Source organism: Pseudoalteromonas sp. SR44-5 (assembly GCF_014163675.1).
Taxonomy (GTDB): domain Bacteria; phylum Pseudomonadota; class Gammaproteobacteria; order Enterobacterales; family Alteromonadaceae; genus Pseudoalteromonas; species Pseudoalteromonas rhizosphaerae.
The window spans coordinates 1-19,032 of the sequence record NZ_JACJDT010000019.1 but is presented as its reverse complement, the minus strand read 5'-3'; the positions used below and the strand labels follow the sequence as shown (position 1 = coordinate 19,032).

Sequence of the window (19,032 nt, the reverse complement as noted above, 5' to 3'; positions counted from 1 at the left end):
AAGATTAAGATATATAATTAAGCCCCGTTTTCGGGGCTTTTTTGTGAGAATACTATGAATAAAAAAAACATAAGGGATATCGTCATTTTAGGTGGGGGGACAGCAGGTTGGCTTACTGCAAACCATATTGCATCTCACTATAAAGAAAGCATAGCAGCAGGTAACCTTTCAGTAAAATTAATTGACTCACCGGATGTAGCGACAATTGGTGTGGGTGAAGGTACAGTGCCAGTAATAAGAGAAACACTCAAAAGTTTTGGGATTTCAGAAACTCAACTATTAGTGCAATGCGATGCAACATTTAAACAAAGTATCAAGTTTGTCGATTGGACTTATAATCCCTCAGAAAAACCCAATAATTTCTACCATCATCTATTTGAATACCCACATTTAGGGAATGATTCAATAAATGCATTTTGGCTGCAGAATAAAGATATATGTCCTGATCATTATGCTTCCTGCGTATCAATACAGCATGACATATGTGAAGCAAATTTAGCCCCTAAAAATATTCAAATTCCAGAATATGGTGGTATTGTTAATTATGCATATCACTTAGATGCAAGTAAATTTACAGAGCTACTAAAAGAAAATGCGATTAATAATTTAGCTGTTAAACATACTCATGCCCATGTGTCTAACGTAAAGCTCTCATCTGATGGTTATATTTGTGAGTTAGAGCTGTTAAATGAGGGCGTGGTTAGTGGTGACTTATTTGTTGATTGTAGTGGCTTTGAAGGAAAGTTAATAAAGAAAACACTTAATGGCTCATTTGTAGATAAATCAGATGTTTTATTATGCGATACCGCACTTGCAATACAAGTTCCTTATGGAGAACACGAAAAAATTATTAAACCTTATACTGTCGCACATGCGAAAAAGGCTGGGTGGATTTGGGATATAGGTTTAACTACAAGAAGAGGGGTTGGTTTAGTTTATTCTAGTAATCATATAAATGAAGAAAGCGCTTATAAAGAACTAGCAAAGTACCTAGGTAAAGAGCCTGTTAATGCGCGCAAAATACCTATGCAAACTGGGTATCAAAAAGAGCCGTGGTTGAAGAATTGTGTTTCAATTGGCTTATCTCAAGGGTTTGTTGAACCGCTTGAGGCAACCGGGCTACTTGTTTTTGATATGACAGCAAAAATATTAGCAACGAAGCTACCAATTAATTTTAATGAGATGCAAAATATTGCCAAAGATTATAACCAGCAAGTAGGTGCAATTTGGGAAAATATTATTGATTTTATAAAACTACATTATTGCATTTCAAAACGTGATGATACGCAATTTTGGCTTGATAATCGTGATGAAGCAAATATTCCTGATGGCCTTTTACAAAAACTAAAGTATTGGCATACCCATATTCCTAGTCAGTTTGATTTTGAACGTACGACAGACCTTTTTAAGCTCGAGAATTACTTATACGTAATGTATGGTATGGATTTTGAGATTGATAGAAATGCAATCTCGCAGAGGTATCCAAGTTTAAGCTCAGCGACAGCTCATATCAGTAAAATACAACAGGCAAGTATATTAGCAATGAAGAGCTTACAGGGGCAAAGAGATTTACTCATTAAGATTAAACTGCATGGTTTAGGGAAAATATAAATCTAAGTAATATTATTATCAAACGAGATAAAGGAAGTAATTGTTAGGCGGCCTTTTGCTATTTCATTATTTAGTTTACATTGCGATGGAATAATCGCTGAGTGTAGTACATTACCTGGGTATATGAATAGTCTAGAAGGCTTAGCTTTACAATATGCTATTAGCTCATAATACTCATTATCTTTATCAATATAGCCATTTAACTTAGCTTGAAGAGCTTCTTCTTTTGCTGTTTGATTAAAGCTTTCCTCTGTTTCAAGATTAATTCTTTCAAGGTTTGTTTTTCTGTGTGAAAACAAACCTGTGCCACCAAACTCTTCACCACATAAGTAGTGCACTATAGCTAGTTGGTTGTTCTTGGTTCCATCATAATGAGGGATTTTTTGTAATTGCGATAATTCTTCACTGGGTGTTTGAGCAATCGCATAATTTGAATTTAAAGATTCAATTTTAGAACCTTCTAAATTAAAGTGATTGACTATTTTTGGTAATATACTTTCAATGAAGGTGAAATATTGAGGTGTTACTCTTGACCAAATTCCTGGATAATAATTTAGTGCTTTGATCCAGTCACCTTTATAAAAGCTTGCATTCTTTTTCCAGAGTTCACAGTCTTCATCAGGTAGGTCAATAATAGCATATGGATTGTTTCCTACTTTAGTCTTTTCAAGCCGGATATTCAAAAAGTAAAGCCTCGATTAATTGATGGAAACACACCATATTTAAGTTAAATATGATTCAGTTTGATTAGGCCACTAAAAGGCACTTTTCTTCGATTACAAATTACTACCCATAAGTTAAGAAAAACTTAATTCGGTATATGCATTAGTATTTGGATGCCGTCTAATTCTATATTTTTTTTCTTGTAGTTTAAAGTAACTTGTCTGACAGCTTCCTAAAGATAGCTACATTAAGCTTCTTATGTTTAAAATCATATGATAACTGCAAATTGCAACAAACATTTCACTTCCATTTTTGTAGCAAAACCTTTAGCCTTAGGGTACTAACAGCAAAAATATAAACTTATTAATAACGGAGCAGTAACATGGCGGAGCAACAAGTACAGCCTTTACACAATGAAAAGCATGCCAACACTAAAATTCAAAACGGCATCAATGTAGAATTTTTAAAAACTCAACACTTAGTGCCTGTCGTTGCACATGAGTTCGCGCGTGTAGCAAATGAGTTTCCAATGTCTTTCGTAAAAAATAACGAGACTGGTCAATTTCAAGCTGTAGCTATGTTTGGTTTAGAGCCTGGCGAAAACCTTTTTGTAAAAGACGGTAAGTGGACTGCAGCGTTTGCTCCTATGGCAACAACACGCTACCCACTGGGTCTAGTTAAACACCCACAAGAAGATCAATACGGTATTGTGATTGACGAAGCAAGCCCATTAGTGGGTGAAACTGAAGGAAATGCATTATTTGAAAACGGTGAAGAGACAGATTACTTAAAACGTCGTAAAGAAGCACTTGTATCATTTATTGAGTTTTCTCATGTAACTGAAGCATTCACAAAATATCTTGCTGATAAAGAGCTTTTAGTAGCGCAAACACTAACAGTTGATATTAAAGGCGAGAAAAAAGACATCAATGGTATTTACCTTATTGATGAGAAAAAGCTTAACGAGTTAAGTGACGAAGACTTTTTAGAGCTTCGTAAGCGTGGTTATTTAGCGCCTATTTTCTCTTTCTTAACGTCTACGCATCAAGTAGCACGTTTAGCTCGTTTGAAAGCGCAACAAGCGTAATTTAAACGAAATATTAAAAAGCGCCTTTGGGCGCTTTTTTTATGTTTTTTATCTGGTTAGGGTTGTAATTTAACGCCAATTTATTCACATTGGTTATACTTATTTCCAACACAAGCTACCTGTATGAACAAGTCACTTTTTAGCGCTTTAGTTAGTGCGTGCTGTATAACGTTTAGCCCATTAGCCATAAGCGCTAGTGCACCTTTGGCTATCGCTATTCACGGTGGGGCAGGCACGATTGAAAAAAGTCGTTTTACTCCAGAGCAAGAACAAGCTTATCGCTCTAAACTCAAAGAGGCGGTAGAAACTGGCTATAAAGTACTTGAGCAAGGTGGCGAAAGCCTAGATGCAGTAACCGCTGCAATCAATGTATTAGAAAACTCGCCATACTTTAATGCTGGTCGAGGTGCGGTATATACCTATGACGGCAGTCATGAATTAGATGCGTCAATTATGGATGGTCGTGACCGTCAAGCGGGCGCTGTTGCGGGTGTTAAACATATTGAAAATCCGATTAATTTAGCGCGTCTGGTGATGGAAGAATCGGTTCATGTGATGCTCAGTGGTCAAGGTGCTGAAGAGTTTGCCAAAGAGCAGGGCGTTCCATTGGTCGAAAATAACCTATTCGATACGGATAACCGTTATAAAGCGTTATTAAAAGCAAAAGAAAAACTAGATAAAGCCAAAGCTACCAGTAAAGATTATCAAGCTGCGCATCAGGCGTTACCCGTCAATTATAAAATGGGCACTGTGGGTGCTGTTGCACTTGATAAAAATGGTAACTTGGCGGCAGGTACTTCAACGGGCGGGATGACTGCAAAGCGTTTTGGTCGCATTGGTGATGCCCCTGTAATTGGTGCTGGTACATTTGCTGAAAATGCGTCATGTGCGGTATCTGCCACTGGCCACGGCGAGTATTTCATTCGTTATAATGTCGCGGCTGATATTTGCGCACGAGTTAAATATCAAAGTAAGACTATTACACAAGCGGGTGATGAAGTGATTAATAGTGTGCTAAAGCCGATTGGCGGTACTGGAGGAGTGATCATCGTTGATAGCAAAGGTAATATCAGCTTACCGTTTAATACCATTGGTATGTATCGGGCCAGCAAATCAAATACGCAAGCGACCTATGTGGCAATTTTTAAAGACGAATAATACGATTATGTAAATGTACTACAGCCAGTAAACTATGCTGGCTGTATGTTAGTATTGAGGCGTTTTTTTTCATAATCGCTTTTGATTATTTCAAGTGCTTTGAGCACATCATCAGCGGCAACGTCATGTTGTTCAAGCAGCATTATTAAGTCTACGGCTAATTTTACGTGTGTAGGTGCTTGGGTTAACTCTTTACTCATGTCCGCCCTTTTTTTTCGCTATTTGGCTGATTGCAACATCAATGGCAATATTTACTCGTTCCTCCATATGAGAGCGTTCAACGTGTGGTAAGTAAAACTCCATATCTACATCATAGCGAATGTATCGGGCAGGTAGTTGGTTTAGTACAGTACAGCAAAAATCAGCCATTACGTCTTCACTATATTGCTTTTCAAGTTGTCGTTTAATGATTTCTTCAATCATAATTTTTTCATAGTAATTGTGTATGTCGTCATGTAATCGCACTGTGTTATCTACCTTAGTAGTATTAAGCTGTTTTTAGTTTATACCAAGTGCGGGTATAAATCGACAATCGCTTGAAAAAGCAGCTTATGAACTTCAACTAACTTTTGTGTATCTCGCTGATAACCGCCACCGAGCGCGCACATTAAAGGAATTGAGTGCTGTTTGCAGGTTGCTAGAACCAGCGAATCGCGTTGATATACACCCTCTAAACTAACATCAAAATAGCCTAATTCGTCTTGGCTACAAATATCAGCTCCGGCGTTATATAAAATAATATCAGGCTGATGAAGACGGATACAAAAAGCCAAGGCATTAGCGACTGTTTTTAAATATTCATTATCGCTGCAGCCAGTGTTGAGTGAGAAATCATAATCAGAATGCTGCTTTAAACGTGGAAAGTTTTGCTGACAATGAATCGAACAGCTAATCACTCCATCAAGAGAGCCACAAATTTCGGCTGTGCCATCACCTTGGTGTACATCACAATCAAAAATCAGCACCGTTGATGCTTGCTCAGTGTTAATGAGGTGAGCGGCGGCAACCACGAGGTCGTTGAAAATACAAAAACCACTGCCGTAAGCATTATAAGCATGATGATATCCGCCGCTGAGATTTACCGCCAGCTGCGTTTTTAAAGCGTATTCAGCGGCTTGAATACTTGCACCAACAGAAAATAAAGTGCGCTCTACCAGTTGATTTGACCATGGGAAACCCATTTTCTTTATTTCTTTGTCAGTTAACTGCCCGCTAATAAAGCGTTCAACATACTCATGGCTGTGGCAAAGCTGGAGCTGTTCATTAGTCGCTTTATTTGGGCTAATAAAGTCAGTAAAACCAAGCTCTGCAATTTCTTGTTTTAGCAATTTATATTTAGCGATTGGAAAACGATGGCGTACAGGCAGTTCAAGCGCAGAGTATAGTGGATGATAAAAAACAGTCATAGCTAGCGTAATTGTTGTTTTTCAACTATTTGAATTTTTTCTTCGGTGGCAGATATTGCCTTACGGCAGCGACCAAGGCGGCCATGAAGAGCAAGGATCTCTAAATTAATGGCTTTTGCTTTTACAGGACCCACATTTTGCATTCTTAGCTTACATTCTTCAACCATTAGCACTAAGCGACGCTCGAACTCATGATTTTGTTTGAGTTCGTCATATAGCTCATGGGCGGGTTGCATAATTTGTTTTACAGCTTGTTGGTAAGGTGCCGATTTATTATAGGTTTTACTACGGGGTTTGTAAGTGCTTTTGTTTTCTTTTTCCCAAATAGGGGTTGATTTAATGACGTTAAATACGGCTTGCACCTGATTACCGATACGCTCTAAAGCATAATTATGAGCATGGCGACGCTCCAGTGGTGGAAGGCTATTAACTTCATCTTCAATTTCTAACACATAATCAACTAATTTCATGCTTTTAGTAGTAAACACACCTCGGTCAAATAAACTGGGTTGTGCCTGCATATAGCGGTTTTTAGCAAATAACTTGGCTTTATCAAATTGCTCAGCATGCTGCTTTAAGGTTGCAACTTGTTGGCAAAGCTTATCAAAAGAAGCTGTTCGCATTTTATAAATAAGCCTCGTAAATTAGTTTTAACGCTAAAATTATCACCACAGTATTAAAAACAGGACGAATAAACTTACTGCCAAACCGAATTGCTGAATGAGCTCCAAGCCAGGCTCCAAACATCAAAAAGAAGCCCATTGTGATGCCGAGTAAAAAGTTAACATGACCAAGCGCTACAAAAGTGATCAGTGATACAAAATTTGACACAAAATTCATTGAACGGGCTAAACCACAGTTTAGCAGTAAACTCATTTTATACAGTAAGCTATTTGATGCAGTCCAAAAAGTCCCGGTCCCAGGGCCTGCCAAGCCATCAAAAAAGCCTAAGCTTAAGCCTTGTAGCCATTGTTTTATTTTAGTTGTTTTGTTCAATGGTGGTAATTGATCATGTTCTACCGTGCTTAAACTGCCAAATAAGCTGTAGCAGGCTACCATAATGATAACAATAGGCAGTAGTTTGTTTAAAAATTCAATACTCAGGTAGTCAACAATAAGGGTACCAAGTAAAGCGCCAATGGCGGTTGCTATAATTGACGCTGCCCAGAATTGAGGATTAAATAATTGCTTACGGAAGTAAGTAACACTTGCTGTGAGTGAGCCAAAGCTCGCGGCTAATTTGTTAGTGCCAAGTGTTAAATGGGGCGGCAATCCTGCTGTTAAAAGTGCTGGCACGGTTAACATGCCACCACCACCGGCTATTGCGTCTATAAAGCCTGCGGCAAGTGCCACTGCGCAAAGAAGTGCCCAGGTTGTTGGGTCTAGTGCAAGTTCAAACATTAATAATCTATTTGTCTTTTAAAGGGTGGTAATGTGTCAAGCATGGCTTTGCCATATCGCTTGGTCACTAAACGGCGATCTAGGATTGTAATGCGCCCTTGATCGTTCTCTTTACGCAGCAGTCTACCACAGCTTTGCACTAATTTCTTAGCCGCATCAGGCACCGTGATAGATAAAAACGGATTACCCCCTTTACTTTGTAAAAACTCTGCTTGTGCCTCTTCAATGGGGGAGGTGGGTACCGCGAATGGAATTTTAGTGATCACTAAGTTCTCAAGGTATTTACCCGGTAAGTCGAGTCCTTCGGATAAGCTTTGTGTGCCAAATAAAATACTGCCTTTACCCGCATCTATATTCTTTGTATGTTGCTTTAACAGTGCTTCACGCGACATTTCACCTTGTACTAAAATGTCGAGGTTTTTAGCGCGCAAAGCTTTTACTACATGATCCATTTGCCAGTAAGACGCAAACAACACTAAATTAGCATGTTGCGTATTTAAGTGATCCGGCAATACTTTGGCCAGATGATCACTAAATTCTTTATCGGTCGGCTCGATGTGTGATGTTGGTATGTGCAAAGTGGCTTGATTAGGATAATCAAACGGAGAAGGTACTTTTAAGTATTTTACACCTTCTTCTTTAGTAAGACCGCTTTCGTAAGCAAAATGATCGAATGAACCAAGTGCAGTCAGGGTCGCTGAGCATAAAACCGCACCGGCACATTGTCGCCACAGTTTATCTTTTAAATAGTAGCCAACTTCAATAGGGCAATCGCTGAGTAGATGGTCGTGATGGTTTTTGTATTCTAAACGCTTTATCCAACGTGCATGTGGTGTGCCTTCACCCTTGGTGGCGTAGCTATACCAAAGTTTGTTTAGTTGCTCTAAACGATTAATGTAATGACCGCTTTCGCCTAAAATAGGATCGGCAACATAGGGTTTGATATCACCATCACTGACATCTTGTACTAAGGTATCGTGCATTTTATTTAAGCAGCGCAGAGCATCGAGGGTCGCCTCGCTGATATCTTTGGCTTTAGCGTGTAACGATTCAGGTATTTCACCATGTTCAAATCGGTATGTATCGTCTTTTGAATAGTTAAAATCGGCATTATCCAAAATATCGCGAACAACTTTTAAGTCTTTATTAGCATCATTAATACTGTCACAGAGCTTAAAATTTTGCCCAATGGCTTTTTGACCTACTAATACTTTGGCCATTTTGCCACTAAATTTAGTGAGTTTATCAAGCCAATCAATGGTGCCTTTAATCGTCGCTGCGGCAGATGAAAAGTCACGCGTAATATGAGCAAGATGATGAGCTTCATCAATAACGTAAATACTATTATCTGGCTCGGGCAGAATTTTCCCGCCACCTAAATCAAGATCAGCTAATAATAATGAATGGTTAATCACTAATACATCCATTTGCATCAAGCGTTGACGAGCAAGTTGAAAAGGGCAGGTTTGATGTGCTTTCATTTGTCGTTGACAAGCATGTTTATCGCAAGCAATTAATCCCCAAACGCGATCAGGGATAGTATCTGCCCAGCTGTCTCGATCGCCTTGCCACTTTTTATTGGTGTAAGCATCATAGAGTTGCTGCAAACATTTAGTTTCCATCGCACTCAGTGGCGAAGTAAGGGTGGGCATAAAGTCCATTTGTGTTTGATTGTCACCATTAACCGCATTATGTAGCTTGTGTGCACATAGGTAGCGCTGGCGGCCTTTGACTAAATCAAACTTGAAATCAAGGCCTGAATGTTTTTTAAAAAAGGGGAGTTCTTTACTTATTAATTGCTCTTGAAGGGCTACCGTTGCAGTAGAAATAATTAACTTCTTTTTTTGTGCAAGCGCCAGCGGTAATGCACCTAAACAATAAGCCAGCGATTTACCCGTACCAGTACCAGCTTCAATAACGCAGATCCGCTGTTTTTTGTGGTACTCGCCCGCCAGTGTTTTTGCAATTTCGGCTACTAAGTAATTTTGGCTACTGCGAGGGCGATAATCACTGAGGTTATCGGCCACATGCTTGTGAATTTTTCTTATCGTCGTTTTTAATGCATCAGAAAGCATGGGTCAATAACCTAAAGTATGTATATAATCACAGTGCTGTATATTAATTGGGATCGAACATTGACACAAGCAATCTATCAAGGCTTTATACTTTCTAGGCAACAATATTCTGCTGATAAGTATAGCCGCCATAGTGGGATCACACTGTGCTATTGGCTAAGCTCTGATCATGGTCCGATAAAAGTGTTAGTGCCAAATCAACAAGCGGTATTTTTTATTTTAATAAAACAACGTGCTTTAGCTGCTCAGTTGTTATCAAAGCACAATATCAATGTCGAATTTAAAGACGTTGCGATTAAACACTTTAGTGGCGAACAATGCATCGCTTGCTATTTTTCAAGCTCACAAGCGTTATATCAAGCAAGGCAGCTTTTAGAAAACCAACCCCTAGAAAACCAGATCACAGTATATGAAGGTGATGTACGCCACAGCGATCGCTTTTTAATGGAGCGTTTTATTCGAGGTGGGGTGTGGGTGACAGGCGACGTTACTCAACAAGCTGGCTTTATCCAAATCGACAATGCTCAGCTAAAAGCAGCTGATTCGTATAAACCACGTTTTAAAACGCTGTCAATGGATATTGAGTGCAGTGGTGAAGGCGTGTTGTTTTCAGTTGGTTTAGTAGGAGAGGGCATTGATTGCGTTATTATGGTTGGCGAGCCACAACAGAGTGAACAGACTATTCATTGGTGCCATGATGAAATTGATTTGCTGACTCAATTACAGCAGCTGGTACAACAAGCAGATCCTGACATTATTATTGGTTGGAACGTCATTGAATTTGATTTTAATGTACTTAATCGACGCGCGGATGCCCTTGGCGTTAAATTATTATTGGGTCGAGGTAATGGTCAATTACAGATCAGAGAAGGACACTTTACCCGTTTAACTCTGCCTGGGCGCTGTGTTATCGATGGCATAGATACGCTAAAAAATGCTACTTATCATTTTGATAGTTTCTCACTGGCTAATGTGAGCCATAAAATACTAGGCGAGAAAAAGTTAATCCAAAGCGATAACCGCTTGAGTGAAATTATTCGTCAATATAATGAAGATAAGCTCTCGCTAGCGGCCTATAATCGTCAAGATTGTGTGTTAGTTAATCGTATCTTTGCAAAGTTAAAACTCATTGAATTTGCTATTGTTCGCACGCAGTTAACAGGATTAGAGTTAGAACGAATGGGTGGCTCAGTGGCTGCTTTTACTAACTTATATTTACCGTTATTGCATCGAAGCGGTTATGTTGCACCGAATCTAGGCGATCATGGCTTATCGTTTGAAAGCCCAGGCGGTTTTGTGATGGAGTCAATTCCTGGGCTTTATAAAAATGTTATCGTGTTGGATTTTAAAAGCTTGTATCCATCGATTATGCAAACGTTTTGTATTGATCCGCTTGGGTTAATTCGCGGCTTAGAGGAGCCTGATAACGCGATTGCAGGTTTTAAAGACGCTTTTTTTTCTCGCACTGAGCATCACCTTCCTAATTTAATAAAAAAGTTAGCCTCATCAAGGCAACACGCAAAAAATACTGCTCAGCCCATGCTGTCGCAAGCTATAAAAATCATCATGAACAGTTTATACGGCGTGTTAGGCTCAAAGGGGTGTCGTTTTTACGATCCACGCTTATCAAGCTCTATTACTTTGCGTGGTCATGAAATAATGCAAACCAGCAGATTGTGGATCGAAGAGCTTGGTTATACTGTTATTTATGGTGATACCGATTCAACATTTGTGAGCCTACCAGATCAACTTGATTCAGATAACTGCAAAGAAATTGGCAAGCAATTAGCTAATACTATTAATGAAAAATGGCAGCAAACAATAAAACAGCGCTTTGCGACACAAAGTTATTTAGAAATAGAATTCGAAACACTTTATAGCCCATTCTTTATGCCGACTATCCGTGGCAAAACCACCGGTTCAAAAAAACGTTATGTTGGCCAGGTACAAGGAGATGATAAAAAAGAATTAATTTTTAAAGGTATGGAAACCGTGCGAAGTGACTGGACAGAATTAGCGCATGAATTTCAAACCGAACTATTTGAAACTTTATTCAGCGACAGTTTTACTGTTGAAATGTTAACCCCTATTATTGAAAGTTACATTACCCGTTTGTATGCTGGGGAATTTGACGACAAACTCGTATACAGAAAAAAACTCGGCCAACACTTGGCTGATTATCAAAAAAATATCCCACCTCAAGTCCAAGCTGTCAAAAAACACCAAGCAACTCACCCTGAATTTGTTATTAATAAAGGCCAAATTGTTGAATATGTATACACTCATGTTGGTGCAGAGCTCTATGCAAACGTGCAGCAAACCCAGACAAGTCAAAAATATGACTATGCAATTTATGTCGAAAAACAACTCAAACCAATCGCACAAATGATCCTTCTTCCCTTGAATAAAGATTTCAATTCGCCCAATAAAGCACAATTACAACTTATTTAAATAGTTCCAAATATCGGTATTGTTAATTTTTTGTTGCTAAAAAGTGTACTTTTGAAAGTGTTATTAAAATATATTGTTGCTATTTTAATCGTTTTTGTACCGTTTTATTGCATTGTCTGGGTTTTTATGCCGGTTAAATTAAATTAATGTGAACAAATGTTGGCATATTGGTTTTTTTTGTTTAGTATCGTGATGCGTTTGCAACATAATTGTTGCGATAGTTTACAAAAGCTAAATAAAAATAATCCACAATATAGTGGTCCAGGGAGAATCAAATGTTAAATAATAAAGTTTCAAAGGCAGTTCGCTTAGCGATCGCTTTTGGTGCAGTGTCAACAGCTGCGTTTTCTGCCAGCTCATTTGCTGCAGAAGAAAAAGATGGCGTTGAAAAAGTTGAACGTATTCAAGTAACAGGTTCTCGCATTAAGCGGACAGATTTAGAGACATCTAGCCCAGTTACTGTAATGACTGCAGAAGAGATTAAACTAAGCGGTTTCACTCGTGTTGAAGATATCTTGAATCAGTTGCCACAAATTGAAGCTGCAGAAAGTTCATTTTTAGCGAATGGCGCAACAGGTACTGCAACAGTAGATTTACGTGGTCTAGGTTCAAATAGAACTTTAGTTTTGATTAACGGCCGAAGAATGCAAGCTGGTAGTATCACATCTCAAGTTGCTGATATAAATCAAATTCCTTCATCACTGATTAAGCGAGTAGATGTTTTAACTGGTGGTGCAGCTGCTGTTTACGGTGCTGATGCTGTTGCTGGTGTTGTTAACTTTGTAATGGATGATCAGTTCGAAGGTATTTCTCTTAACGTAGGTACTTCTGGTTATCAACACAATAATGATAACAAATACATTCAAGGTTTGATGGATGAGAAAGGCTTTGAATACGATACAGGTAGTACAGGTATCGATGGTAAGTCTTACAGCATAGATTTTACTGTTGGTGGTGGATTCGATGGCAGCAAAGGTCACGCTGTAGGTTATGTAACTTACAACCGTCAAACTGAACTGTTACAGGGCTCTCGAGATTATTCATCTTGTGCACTAAATGGCGCGGGTCAATCTTGTGGTGGTTCTGGTACAACTCCAAACCCATTTTTTGATATCTACCCCGTGGTTGATGGTGAAGTTGATTACAAACAAAATTTTTACGGTTACCTAGATCCAAATGGTACAGGTTTTAGAGAGGACGATGGTTATCGTTACAACTATGCTCCAGTTAATCACTTTTTAAGACCAAATGAGCGTTTTACTCTAGGTACTTTCATTGATTATGAAATCAATGAAACTTTCCGTCCATATTTAGAGTTCTCTTTCATGCATAATAGAACAGCAGGTCAGATTGCTGAATCTGGTACGTTCTATAATGAAGAGATTTTATTTGATTACAATAACCCTTTATTATCTGATGCTCAAAAGCAGCAGCTTCAAGGCTTATTCAGTCAAGATGGAACTGATCAATTTGTTGCATACATTGGTAAACGTAATGTAGAAGGTGGCCCTCGTTCAGATAACTTAGAGCATTCGTCATACAGAATACTAACGGGTATGGAAGGTGAACTGAGCGATAACTGGTCATACGATGTTAGCTACAACTACTCTGCAACGACTTCAAGCTCTGTTTACAAAAATGACTTGCTTTCACCGAAAATAGCTCCTCGCGTTGGTGCTGTAGGGACAGAATGTGATGAGGCAGATGGTTGTTTATACTACAACGTATTTGAACTTGGTGGTGTAACACCAGAGCAAGCAGCTCAACTTGCAGGTGTAGGTACTCAAACGGGTCTAGTAACTCAAGTTATTTACAGTGGTTATATTAGTGGTGAGTTTGATTGGACTCTTCCTACGGCATCTCTTCCTATAGGCGCTGTATTTGGTGTTGAGCGTCGTGAACAAGATTACGAACGTGTATCAGACACAGTTTACGAAGAAGGTCAGTTATTAGGTCAAGGTGGACCTTCACCAAGCCTATACGGTGCAATTGACGTGAACGAAGTTTACGGTGAGTTACAAATCCCAGTCTTAGATGAATTAAATGTTTCAGCAGCAGCTCGTTGGTCTGATTATTCAACAACTGGTTCAGATACTACTTACTCAATTGGTGTTGACTATACTCTTGCAGACACATACAAATTTAGAACTAGCTTTGCGAAAGTTGTACGTGCTCCTAACGTAGGTGAGTTATTTGCTGCTCAAAGTATTGGCCTTTGGAGTGGTGCAGACGGTTGTGCTGGTGATCCTACAGCAGCCGATGCAGCTGACAGACCAGCGTACTCAGCAAGCCAATGTGCTAATGCTGGCGTGAATGATTCACAATACGGAAGTATTGGTGAGTCACCTGCAGGACAATATAACCAGCTATCTGGTGGTAACCCAGCACTTCAACCAGAAGAAGGTGAAACGCTTACAATTGGTTTAGTTGCTTCTCCTTTTGAAAACTTTAACTTCTCTGTTGATTACTTCAAAATTGAAATCGAAAAGGTTATTGGTACAGTAGGCGCAGAGCGTATATTAAACAACTGTGCTGAAACTGGTGATGAATTTTTCTGTAATAACATTACTCGTAGTCCATCTGGTAGCCTTTGGTTAGGTCAAGCAGGTTTTGTAACAAACCTAAGTGATAATATTGGTGGTAGAACGTGGGAAGGGATTGATGCTACAGCTGCCTACTCAATGGATCTAGAAAATGCAAGCTTGAAGTTTGACATTAACGGTTACTACAGCATGAAGAAAGAAGTTGAACCTATCTTAGGTGATTCAACCTTAGCTTATGACTGTGCCGGTAATATTAATACAGACTGTTTTGCTTCGCCTAAATGGCGTCATACTGCTAACGTTAATTACATCCGTGATGACTGGCGTGTAGGAGCTAAATGGCGTTACTATGGTGGTATTGACTACGATGGAACAGCAGATGCCTCATTAATTGAAAACGGTGGTATAGGTTCTTATAGTTTTATCGACTTATCTGGTAGTTACTCTATTAACGAACATGTAACGTTTACTGGTGGTATGAATAATATCTTCGATAAAGAACCTCCAATGGTGGGTAATACTATTGCTTCAAATGCAAACACAGTTGCTGGATTTTACGATACATTGGGTCGCTTTATCCACATGAGTGTAAATTTGAAGTTTTAATGGGTTTATAAATCATTAAATTAAAGTTAACAAAAGCCCGATCTATTAGGGCTTTTTTTACGTAATGTAGAGGATAGATTTAATTTTTCGCGATACAAAACACTAACTCAGAAAGTATTAGAGGCACCATAAACGCTTTTGATATCATTACTAAGCAACCTATTGCATAACTTTTTATTGATTTTGTTATAAATTATTGAGTTAGAACTGGTTTTTTACATGGTTATTTTTTTAAAGGAAATCACCTTATAAGCATAAATAAAAGCTTTATTTCTAGATAAAACAATTGGTTATAATGTAACTTTCTTGAATTTATTTGTTCTTTATCTGTAAAACTATTGATTTTCAGGTTAAATAACTGTTGACCTTTGGTCATCTCTAATATTAGTATCGCATTGCTCAATTAGGTACTTAGTGTCATATATTGGCACTTAAGTACTCAATTTCTAGCAATTAAAACTAATAAAATCATATATAAATATGACCCAGGGAGAATCAAATGTTAAATAATAAAGTTTCAAAGGCTGTTCGCTTAGCGATCGCTTTTGGTGCGGCTTCAACCGCTGCGTTTTCAGCAAGCTCGATTGCTGCTGAAGAGGGCGCTGATAAAGTTGAAAGAATTCAAGTGACAGGGTCACGTATTAGTCGCACAGATATGGAAACGTCAGTACCTGTTACTACTTATTCATTAGATGACATTAAAGCTACGGGTGCTCCTACCCTTGAGCAATTTGTACAACAATTACCAATTATTAGTGGTGGTTCATACGGTAGTAACGTTAATAACGGTGGTAATGGTAGCGTAACAATGAACCTAAGGGGTTTAGGTGCGAGTCGTACGCTTGTTCTTTTAAATGGTCGTCGTTTCAGTGGTGACATTTCTATTATTCCAATGGCGGCAGTAGCGAGAGTTGATGTTTTACGCGATGGAGCATCAACAATTTATGGCTCTGATGCAATTGCTGGTGTAGTTAACTTTGTTACAAACAATGATTACTCTGGTGCTGAAATAGAATTCCGCCATCAACAGACGAGTGAAAATGACGGCAAAACGTCTAATATCTCGTTCATTACCGGTGTTGAAACTGATAAAGGGAATATTGTATTCTCAGCAGGTTATGAACAACGTGATGCAATTTATGGTGAAGACCGTGATTGGGCAAGTTGTGTGCGCGCAGAAGATATAACAAAAGAAAATGCAGATGGTAGCGTTGAGGGCAAAGTGGTATGTGCTGGTGGCTCTGCAACAACCTCACCAGCTTCATTCTCTATTCCAGGTATTGTCGGTAAAACCTTTGTTAAAGGCGCGGATGGTAAACCTCGAGCAATAGAAAGTGCTGATCGTTATAACTATGCTGATACTAGTATCATTTATCAACCACTTGAAAAATATAATCTTTTCGGTTCCGCTAATTACGAACTTATCGATAGTGGTTTTTCTACTGTAACATTTGTATCTGAAGCATCATTTACACATCGTGTGAATAAAACCCGTTTGGCACCTGTCGGCACTTTCTGGAGTATGCCTGTTCCTGAAACAAATCCAGGGAATACATTTGGTGAAAAGGTATTTGCTCAACGACGTTTAACAGAATCTGAAGGACGTACTTCTGAATTTTCTATTACTGAATATTTAATTACTACTGGTTTTGAAGGTGAATTTAGCAATGGTTGGTATTGGGACACAAGCTATTCGTTCAATAGCCGCCGTAGAACTGAAGAAATCGGTGGGCGTATTCACCAAGAACGTGCTAATACATTGGTAGATCCAGAATTATGTTCTGCTAATGCAGCTTGTCCGGGAGTATGGGACCCGTTCCAAAAAGACTCTCTAACAAATGATATGAGAGATTGGATTATTGTTCCAATGAGCTCAACAAGTAAAGCAGAAGATACACAATTACAGTTCAATATTGCTGGTGAAACAAGCTTTGAATTACCAGCCGGTACTATTGCTTGGGCAACGGGGTATGAACATTTAACGACTCATTATACATCGTTACCGGACGGTGCGGCTGGTCTTGGGGCAATTTATGGTGTAGCACCAGACGGAACTGATGGCGGTTATACAACTGAATCATTTTATGCTGAGATTAATGTGCCTATTTTAGCTGACTTACCGTTTGCTGAGCGTTTAGATTTTACAGCAGCTGCACGTCGCACTGATGTAAGCTTAATTGATGACGCTGAAGTTACTACTAAGTTTGCTATTGAATGGCGCCCATATTCAGATTTATTAGTTCGCGCTAATTTATCAGAGGGCTTCAGAACACCTGGCGTGAGTACTTTATTTGCACCTCGTGCTAATTCAGCTGAAACTTATACTGATCCATGTATTAAATATGGTTCTAATCCTGATGCAAGCGCTGAACTTAAGGCTAACTGTGCTGCAGATGGTCTACCAGGTGATTGGGCACAACCTAACCAACAGTCTGGCTCTTGGGTAGGTGGTAATCCTGATATTGGTCCTGAGCAATCGGAAAGTAAAAATTTAGGCGTTGTATGGGCTCCAGAGTTTATCGAAGGTTTCAGTGTAGCGCTAGATTATTATGATATTGAAATTACAGATATTATAGGTGAGCTTTCAATCGGTACTATTAGTAATGAATGTTATAATAGTAAAGACTTTTCTTCACCATTATGTGCTCAAATTAAAGGCCCAGTTGCTTATGGTACAGTAGGTGGTCCTCGTCGTGATTCGCAAGGTAGTTTAAGTGGTGTTGAATTATCGACTCAGAACTTAGGTATTTTTAATTCAAGTGGTATAGACTTTGACTTAAAATACGGCCTAGATGTATTAGGTGGTGAGTTGAAGTTTAACTTAAATGGTACTTATGTTCTTGAATTAGATCACAATGAAGCTGAAGGTTTGGAAACAACAGAACTTCTTGGTGGATACGGTGCTGATGTTGCAAACGGTGGACGTGGTGCGTTTAATAAACTTCGTGCTAACTTTAGAACAAACTACTCACAAGGTGATTGGGGTCTTACTCATACCATCCAATATCAAAGTGCTGTAGATGACTATGCTGAGCCAAATGGTGTTTTATCTGACCGTGTAGGTACGGTAGCGTATAATGACATCAATGGTTACTATAATTTTGAGCATTTAACTCTTAGTTTAGGTATCAATAATATCTCTGATAAAGAGCCGCCATATGTAAGTAACGGCGATAACGGTGCACTTATTCGTGTTCATCGTTTGACCGGTCGTGAATACTACTTAAAAGCAACATTCAAGTTTTAACAACTAAATATTGCTAACAAGTAACTAGCCATATGAAATACCTGCTAATTTTAATCTGCAGGTATTTTTTTATCAAAAATTGACGTTTTATTTTCAAGCATTATCTTAATATCGGTTAATAAAAAGAACTAATTGCCACTTCTAATCTTCGATAATTTAACTAAACAAGCAACAGATATGACTAGGTTAGTAGTTTGTTACGATACTAATGGTATATCAACGTGCTTTCCCTTTAATGGCATAATACCAATCTGCCAAATTATGTGATCTAATTAGCACACTGATACTTATCTACTTTTACTAAATTGAACTTAGAAAAATCCAAGCAACTTTTAGCTTTATCACGTAAAGAGCCGAATGCAAGAAAGCGAATACGCCTGCTTGCTGTTTCATTATTCTTTGAGGGTGAAAACAGAACGAATATTGCTAAGCGCCTAAATACAGCGCGCGGCAGTGCCAATAAATGGGTTTCAAACGACCTTAATAATGGCGTTACTGGCTTGAACAACAAACCGATTAAAGGTCGTCCAGTTAAATTAACCTTACAACAACTAAACACACTGTCAGATTATGTAAAACAGTCAGCAAGTTCTTCAGAAGGAGGCAGACTAATGGGGGAAGATATTGCTCAGTATATTTATGACCAGTTCAATGTAAGGTATCACACCGATCATATTTACAAACTGCTCAAGAAGCGTGGGTTTAGCTGGATCACAAGCCGTTCTAAGCACCCAAAGCAGTCAAAAGAAAGCCAAGAGGCTTTTAAAAAAGTTCCAAGTGGAAA

At 38.7% G+C, this 19,032-nt stretch carries 14 protein-coding genes; 7 read left to right on the top strand and 7 right to left on the bottom strand.

Features of this window, described 5'->3' with window-relative positions:
- Window positions 1-54: 54 nt before the first annotated feature.
- Window positions 55-1,611 (top strand): tryptophan halogenase family protein, encoded by a 1,557-nt coding sequence (locus H5154_RS11965; RefSeq protein WP_182718413.1) that lies wholly within the window; start codon window positions 55-57, stop codon window positions 1,609-1,611.
- A gap of 2 nt (window positions 1,612-1,613) precedes the next feature.
- Here the strand turns inward: H5154_RS11965 and H5154_RS11960 are convergent, their stop codons facing one another.
- A complete protein-coding gene (locus H5154_RS11960; RefSeq protein WP_182718412.1) occupies window positions 1,614-2,294 on the bottom strand; it encodes a DUF6445 family protein in 681 nt (226 codons plus the stop codon).
- A 362-nt stretch (window positions 2,295-2,656) separates the two neighbouring features.
- Here H5154_RS11960 and H5154_RS11955 point away from each other — a divergent pair, with 362 nt between their 5' ends.
- Both H5154_RS11955 and H5154_RS11950 read left to right on the top strand, forming a co-directional pair.
- The gene (locus H5154_RS11955; protein ID WP_145240973.1) at window positions 2,657-3,361 is read left to right on the top strand and encodes a SapC family protein; all 705 of its coding nucleotides are present in this window, start codon (window positions 2,657-2,659) and stop codon (window positions 3,359-3,361) included.
- Window positions 3,362-3,484: 123 nt separating this feature from the next.
- Window positions 3,485-4,519 carry an isoaspartyl peptidase/L-asparaginase family protein gene (locus H5154_RS11950; protein WP_182718411.1) on the top strand — a complete coding sequence of 345 codons (1,035 nt, stop codon included), beginning with the start codon at window positions 3,485-3,487 and terminating at the stop codon, window positions 4,517-4,519.
- Between the two features lie 32 nt (window positions 4,520-4,551).
- Here the strand turns inward: H5154_RS11950 and H5154_RS11945 are convergent, their stop codons facing one another.
- Genes H5154_RS11945 through dinG form a run of 6 tightly spaced genes read right to left on the bottom strand, consistent with a single transcriptional unit; the run spans window position 4,552 to window position 9,401 of the window.
- Window positions 4,552-4,719: a DUF2496 domain-containing protein gene (locus H5154_RS11945; protein WP_182718410.1), complete on the bottom strand. Its 168-nt coding sequence runs from the start codon at window positions 4,717-4,719 to the stop codon at window positions 4,552-4,554.
- Window positions 4,712-4,984, bottom strand: a complete 273-nt coding sequence (locus H5154_RS11940; protein WP_182718409.1) for a late competence development ComFB family protein — start codon at window positions 4,982-4,984, stop codon at window positions 4,712-4,714. The genes H5154_RS11945 and H5154_RS11940 overlap by 8 nt, the downstream gene beginning before the upstream one ends.
- Window positions 4,985-5,022: 38 nt before the next feature.
- Window positions 5,023-5,925: a histone deacetylase gene (locus tag H5154_RS11935; RefSeq protein ID WP_182718408.1), complete on the bottom strand. Its 903-nt coding sequence runs from the start codon at window positions 5,923-5,925 to the stop codon at window positions 5,023-5,025.
- 2 nt (window positions 5,926-5,927) lie between these two features.
- The gene (locus tag H5154_RS11930; protein ID WP_182718407.1) at window positions 5,928-6,548 is read right to left on the bottom strand and encodes a primosomal replication protein; all 621 of its coding nucleotides are present in this window, start codon (window positions 6,546-6,548) and stop codon (window positions 5,928-5,930) included.
- Between the two features lies 1 nt (window position 6,549).
- Complete coding sequence (locus H5154_RS11925; protein WP_182718406.1) at window positions 6,550-7,326, bottom strand: TSUP family transporter; 777 nt, start codon at window positions 7,324-7,326, stop codon at window positions 6,550-6,552.
- Window positions 7,326-9,401, bottom strand: coding sequence for an ATP-dependent DNA helicase DinG (gene dinG, locus H5154_RS11920; RefSeq protein WP_182718405.1), 2,076 nt, complete (start codon window positions 9,399-9,401; stop codon window positions 7,326-7,328). The genes H5154_RS11925 and dinG overlap by 1 nt, the downstream gene beginning before the upstream one ends.
- Before the next feature lie 60 nt (window positions 9,402-9,461).
- On the opposite strand from dinG, the gene H5154_RS11915 reads away from it, so the two are divergent.
- The 4 genes from H5154_RS11915 to H5154_RS11900 all read left to right on the top strand — a co-directional run.
- Window positions 9,462-11,852 (top strand): DNA polymerase II, encoded by a 2,391-nt coding sequence (locus H5154_RS11915; RefSeq protein WP_182718404.1) that lies wholly within the window; start codon window positions 9,462-9,464, stop codon window positions 11,850-11,852.
- Window positions 11,853-12,127: 275 nt separating this feature from the next.
- The gene (locus tag H5154_RS11910; RefSeq protein ID WP_182718403.1) at window positions 12,128-15,001 is read left to right on the top strand and encodes a TonB-dependent receptor domain-containing protein; all 2,874 of its coding nucleotides are present in this window, start codon (window positions 12,128-12,130) and stop codon (window positions 14,999-15,001) included.
- A gap of 499 nt (window positions 15,002-15,500) precedes the next feature.
- A complete protein-coding gene (locus H5154_RS11905; protein WP_182718402.1) occupies window positions 15,501-18,248 on the top strand; it encodes a TonB-dependent siderophore receptor in 2,748 nt (915 codons plus the stop codon).
- A 305-nt stretch (window positions 18,249-18,553) separates the two neighbouring features.
- On the top strand, window positions 18,554-19,032 hold a 479-nt coding region (locus H5154_RS11900; RefSeq protein ID WP_182718401.1), incomplete at its 3' end, for a winged helix-turn-helix domain-containing protein.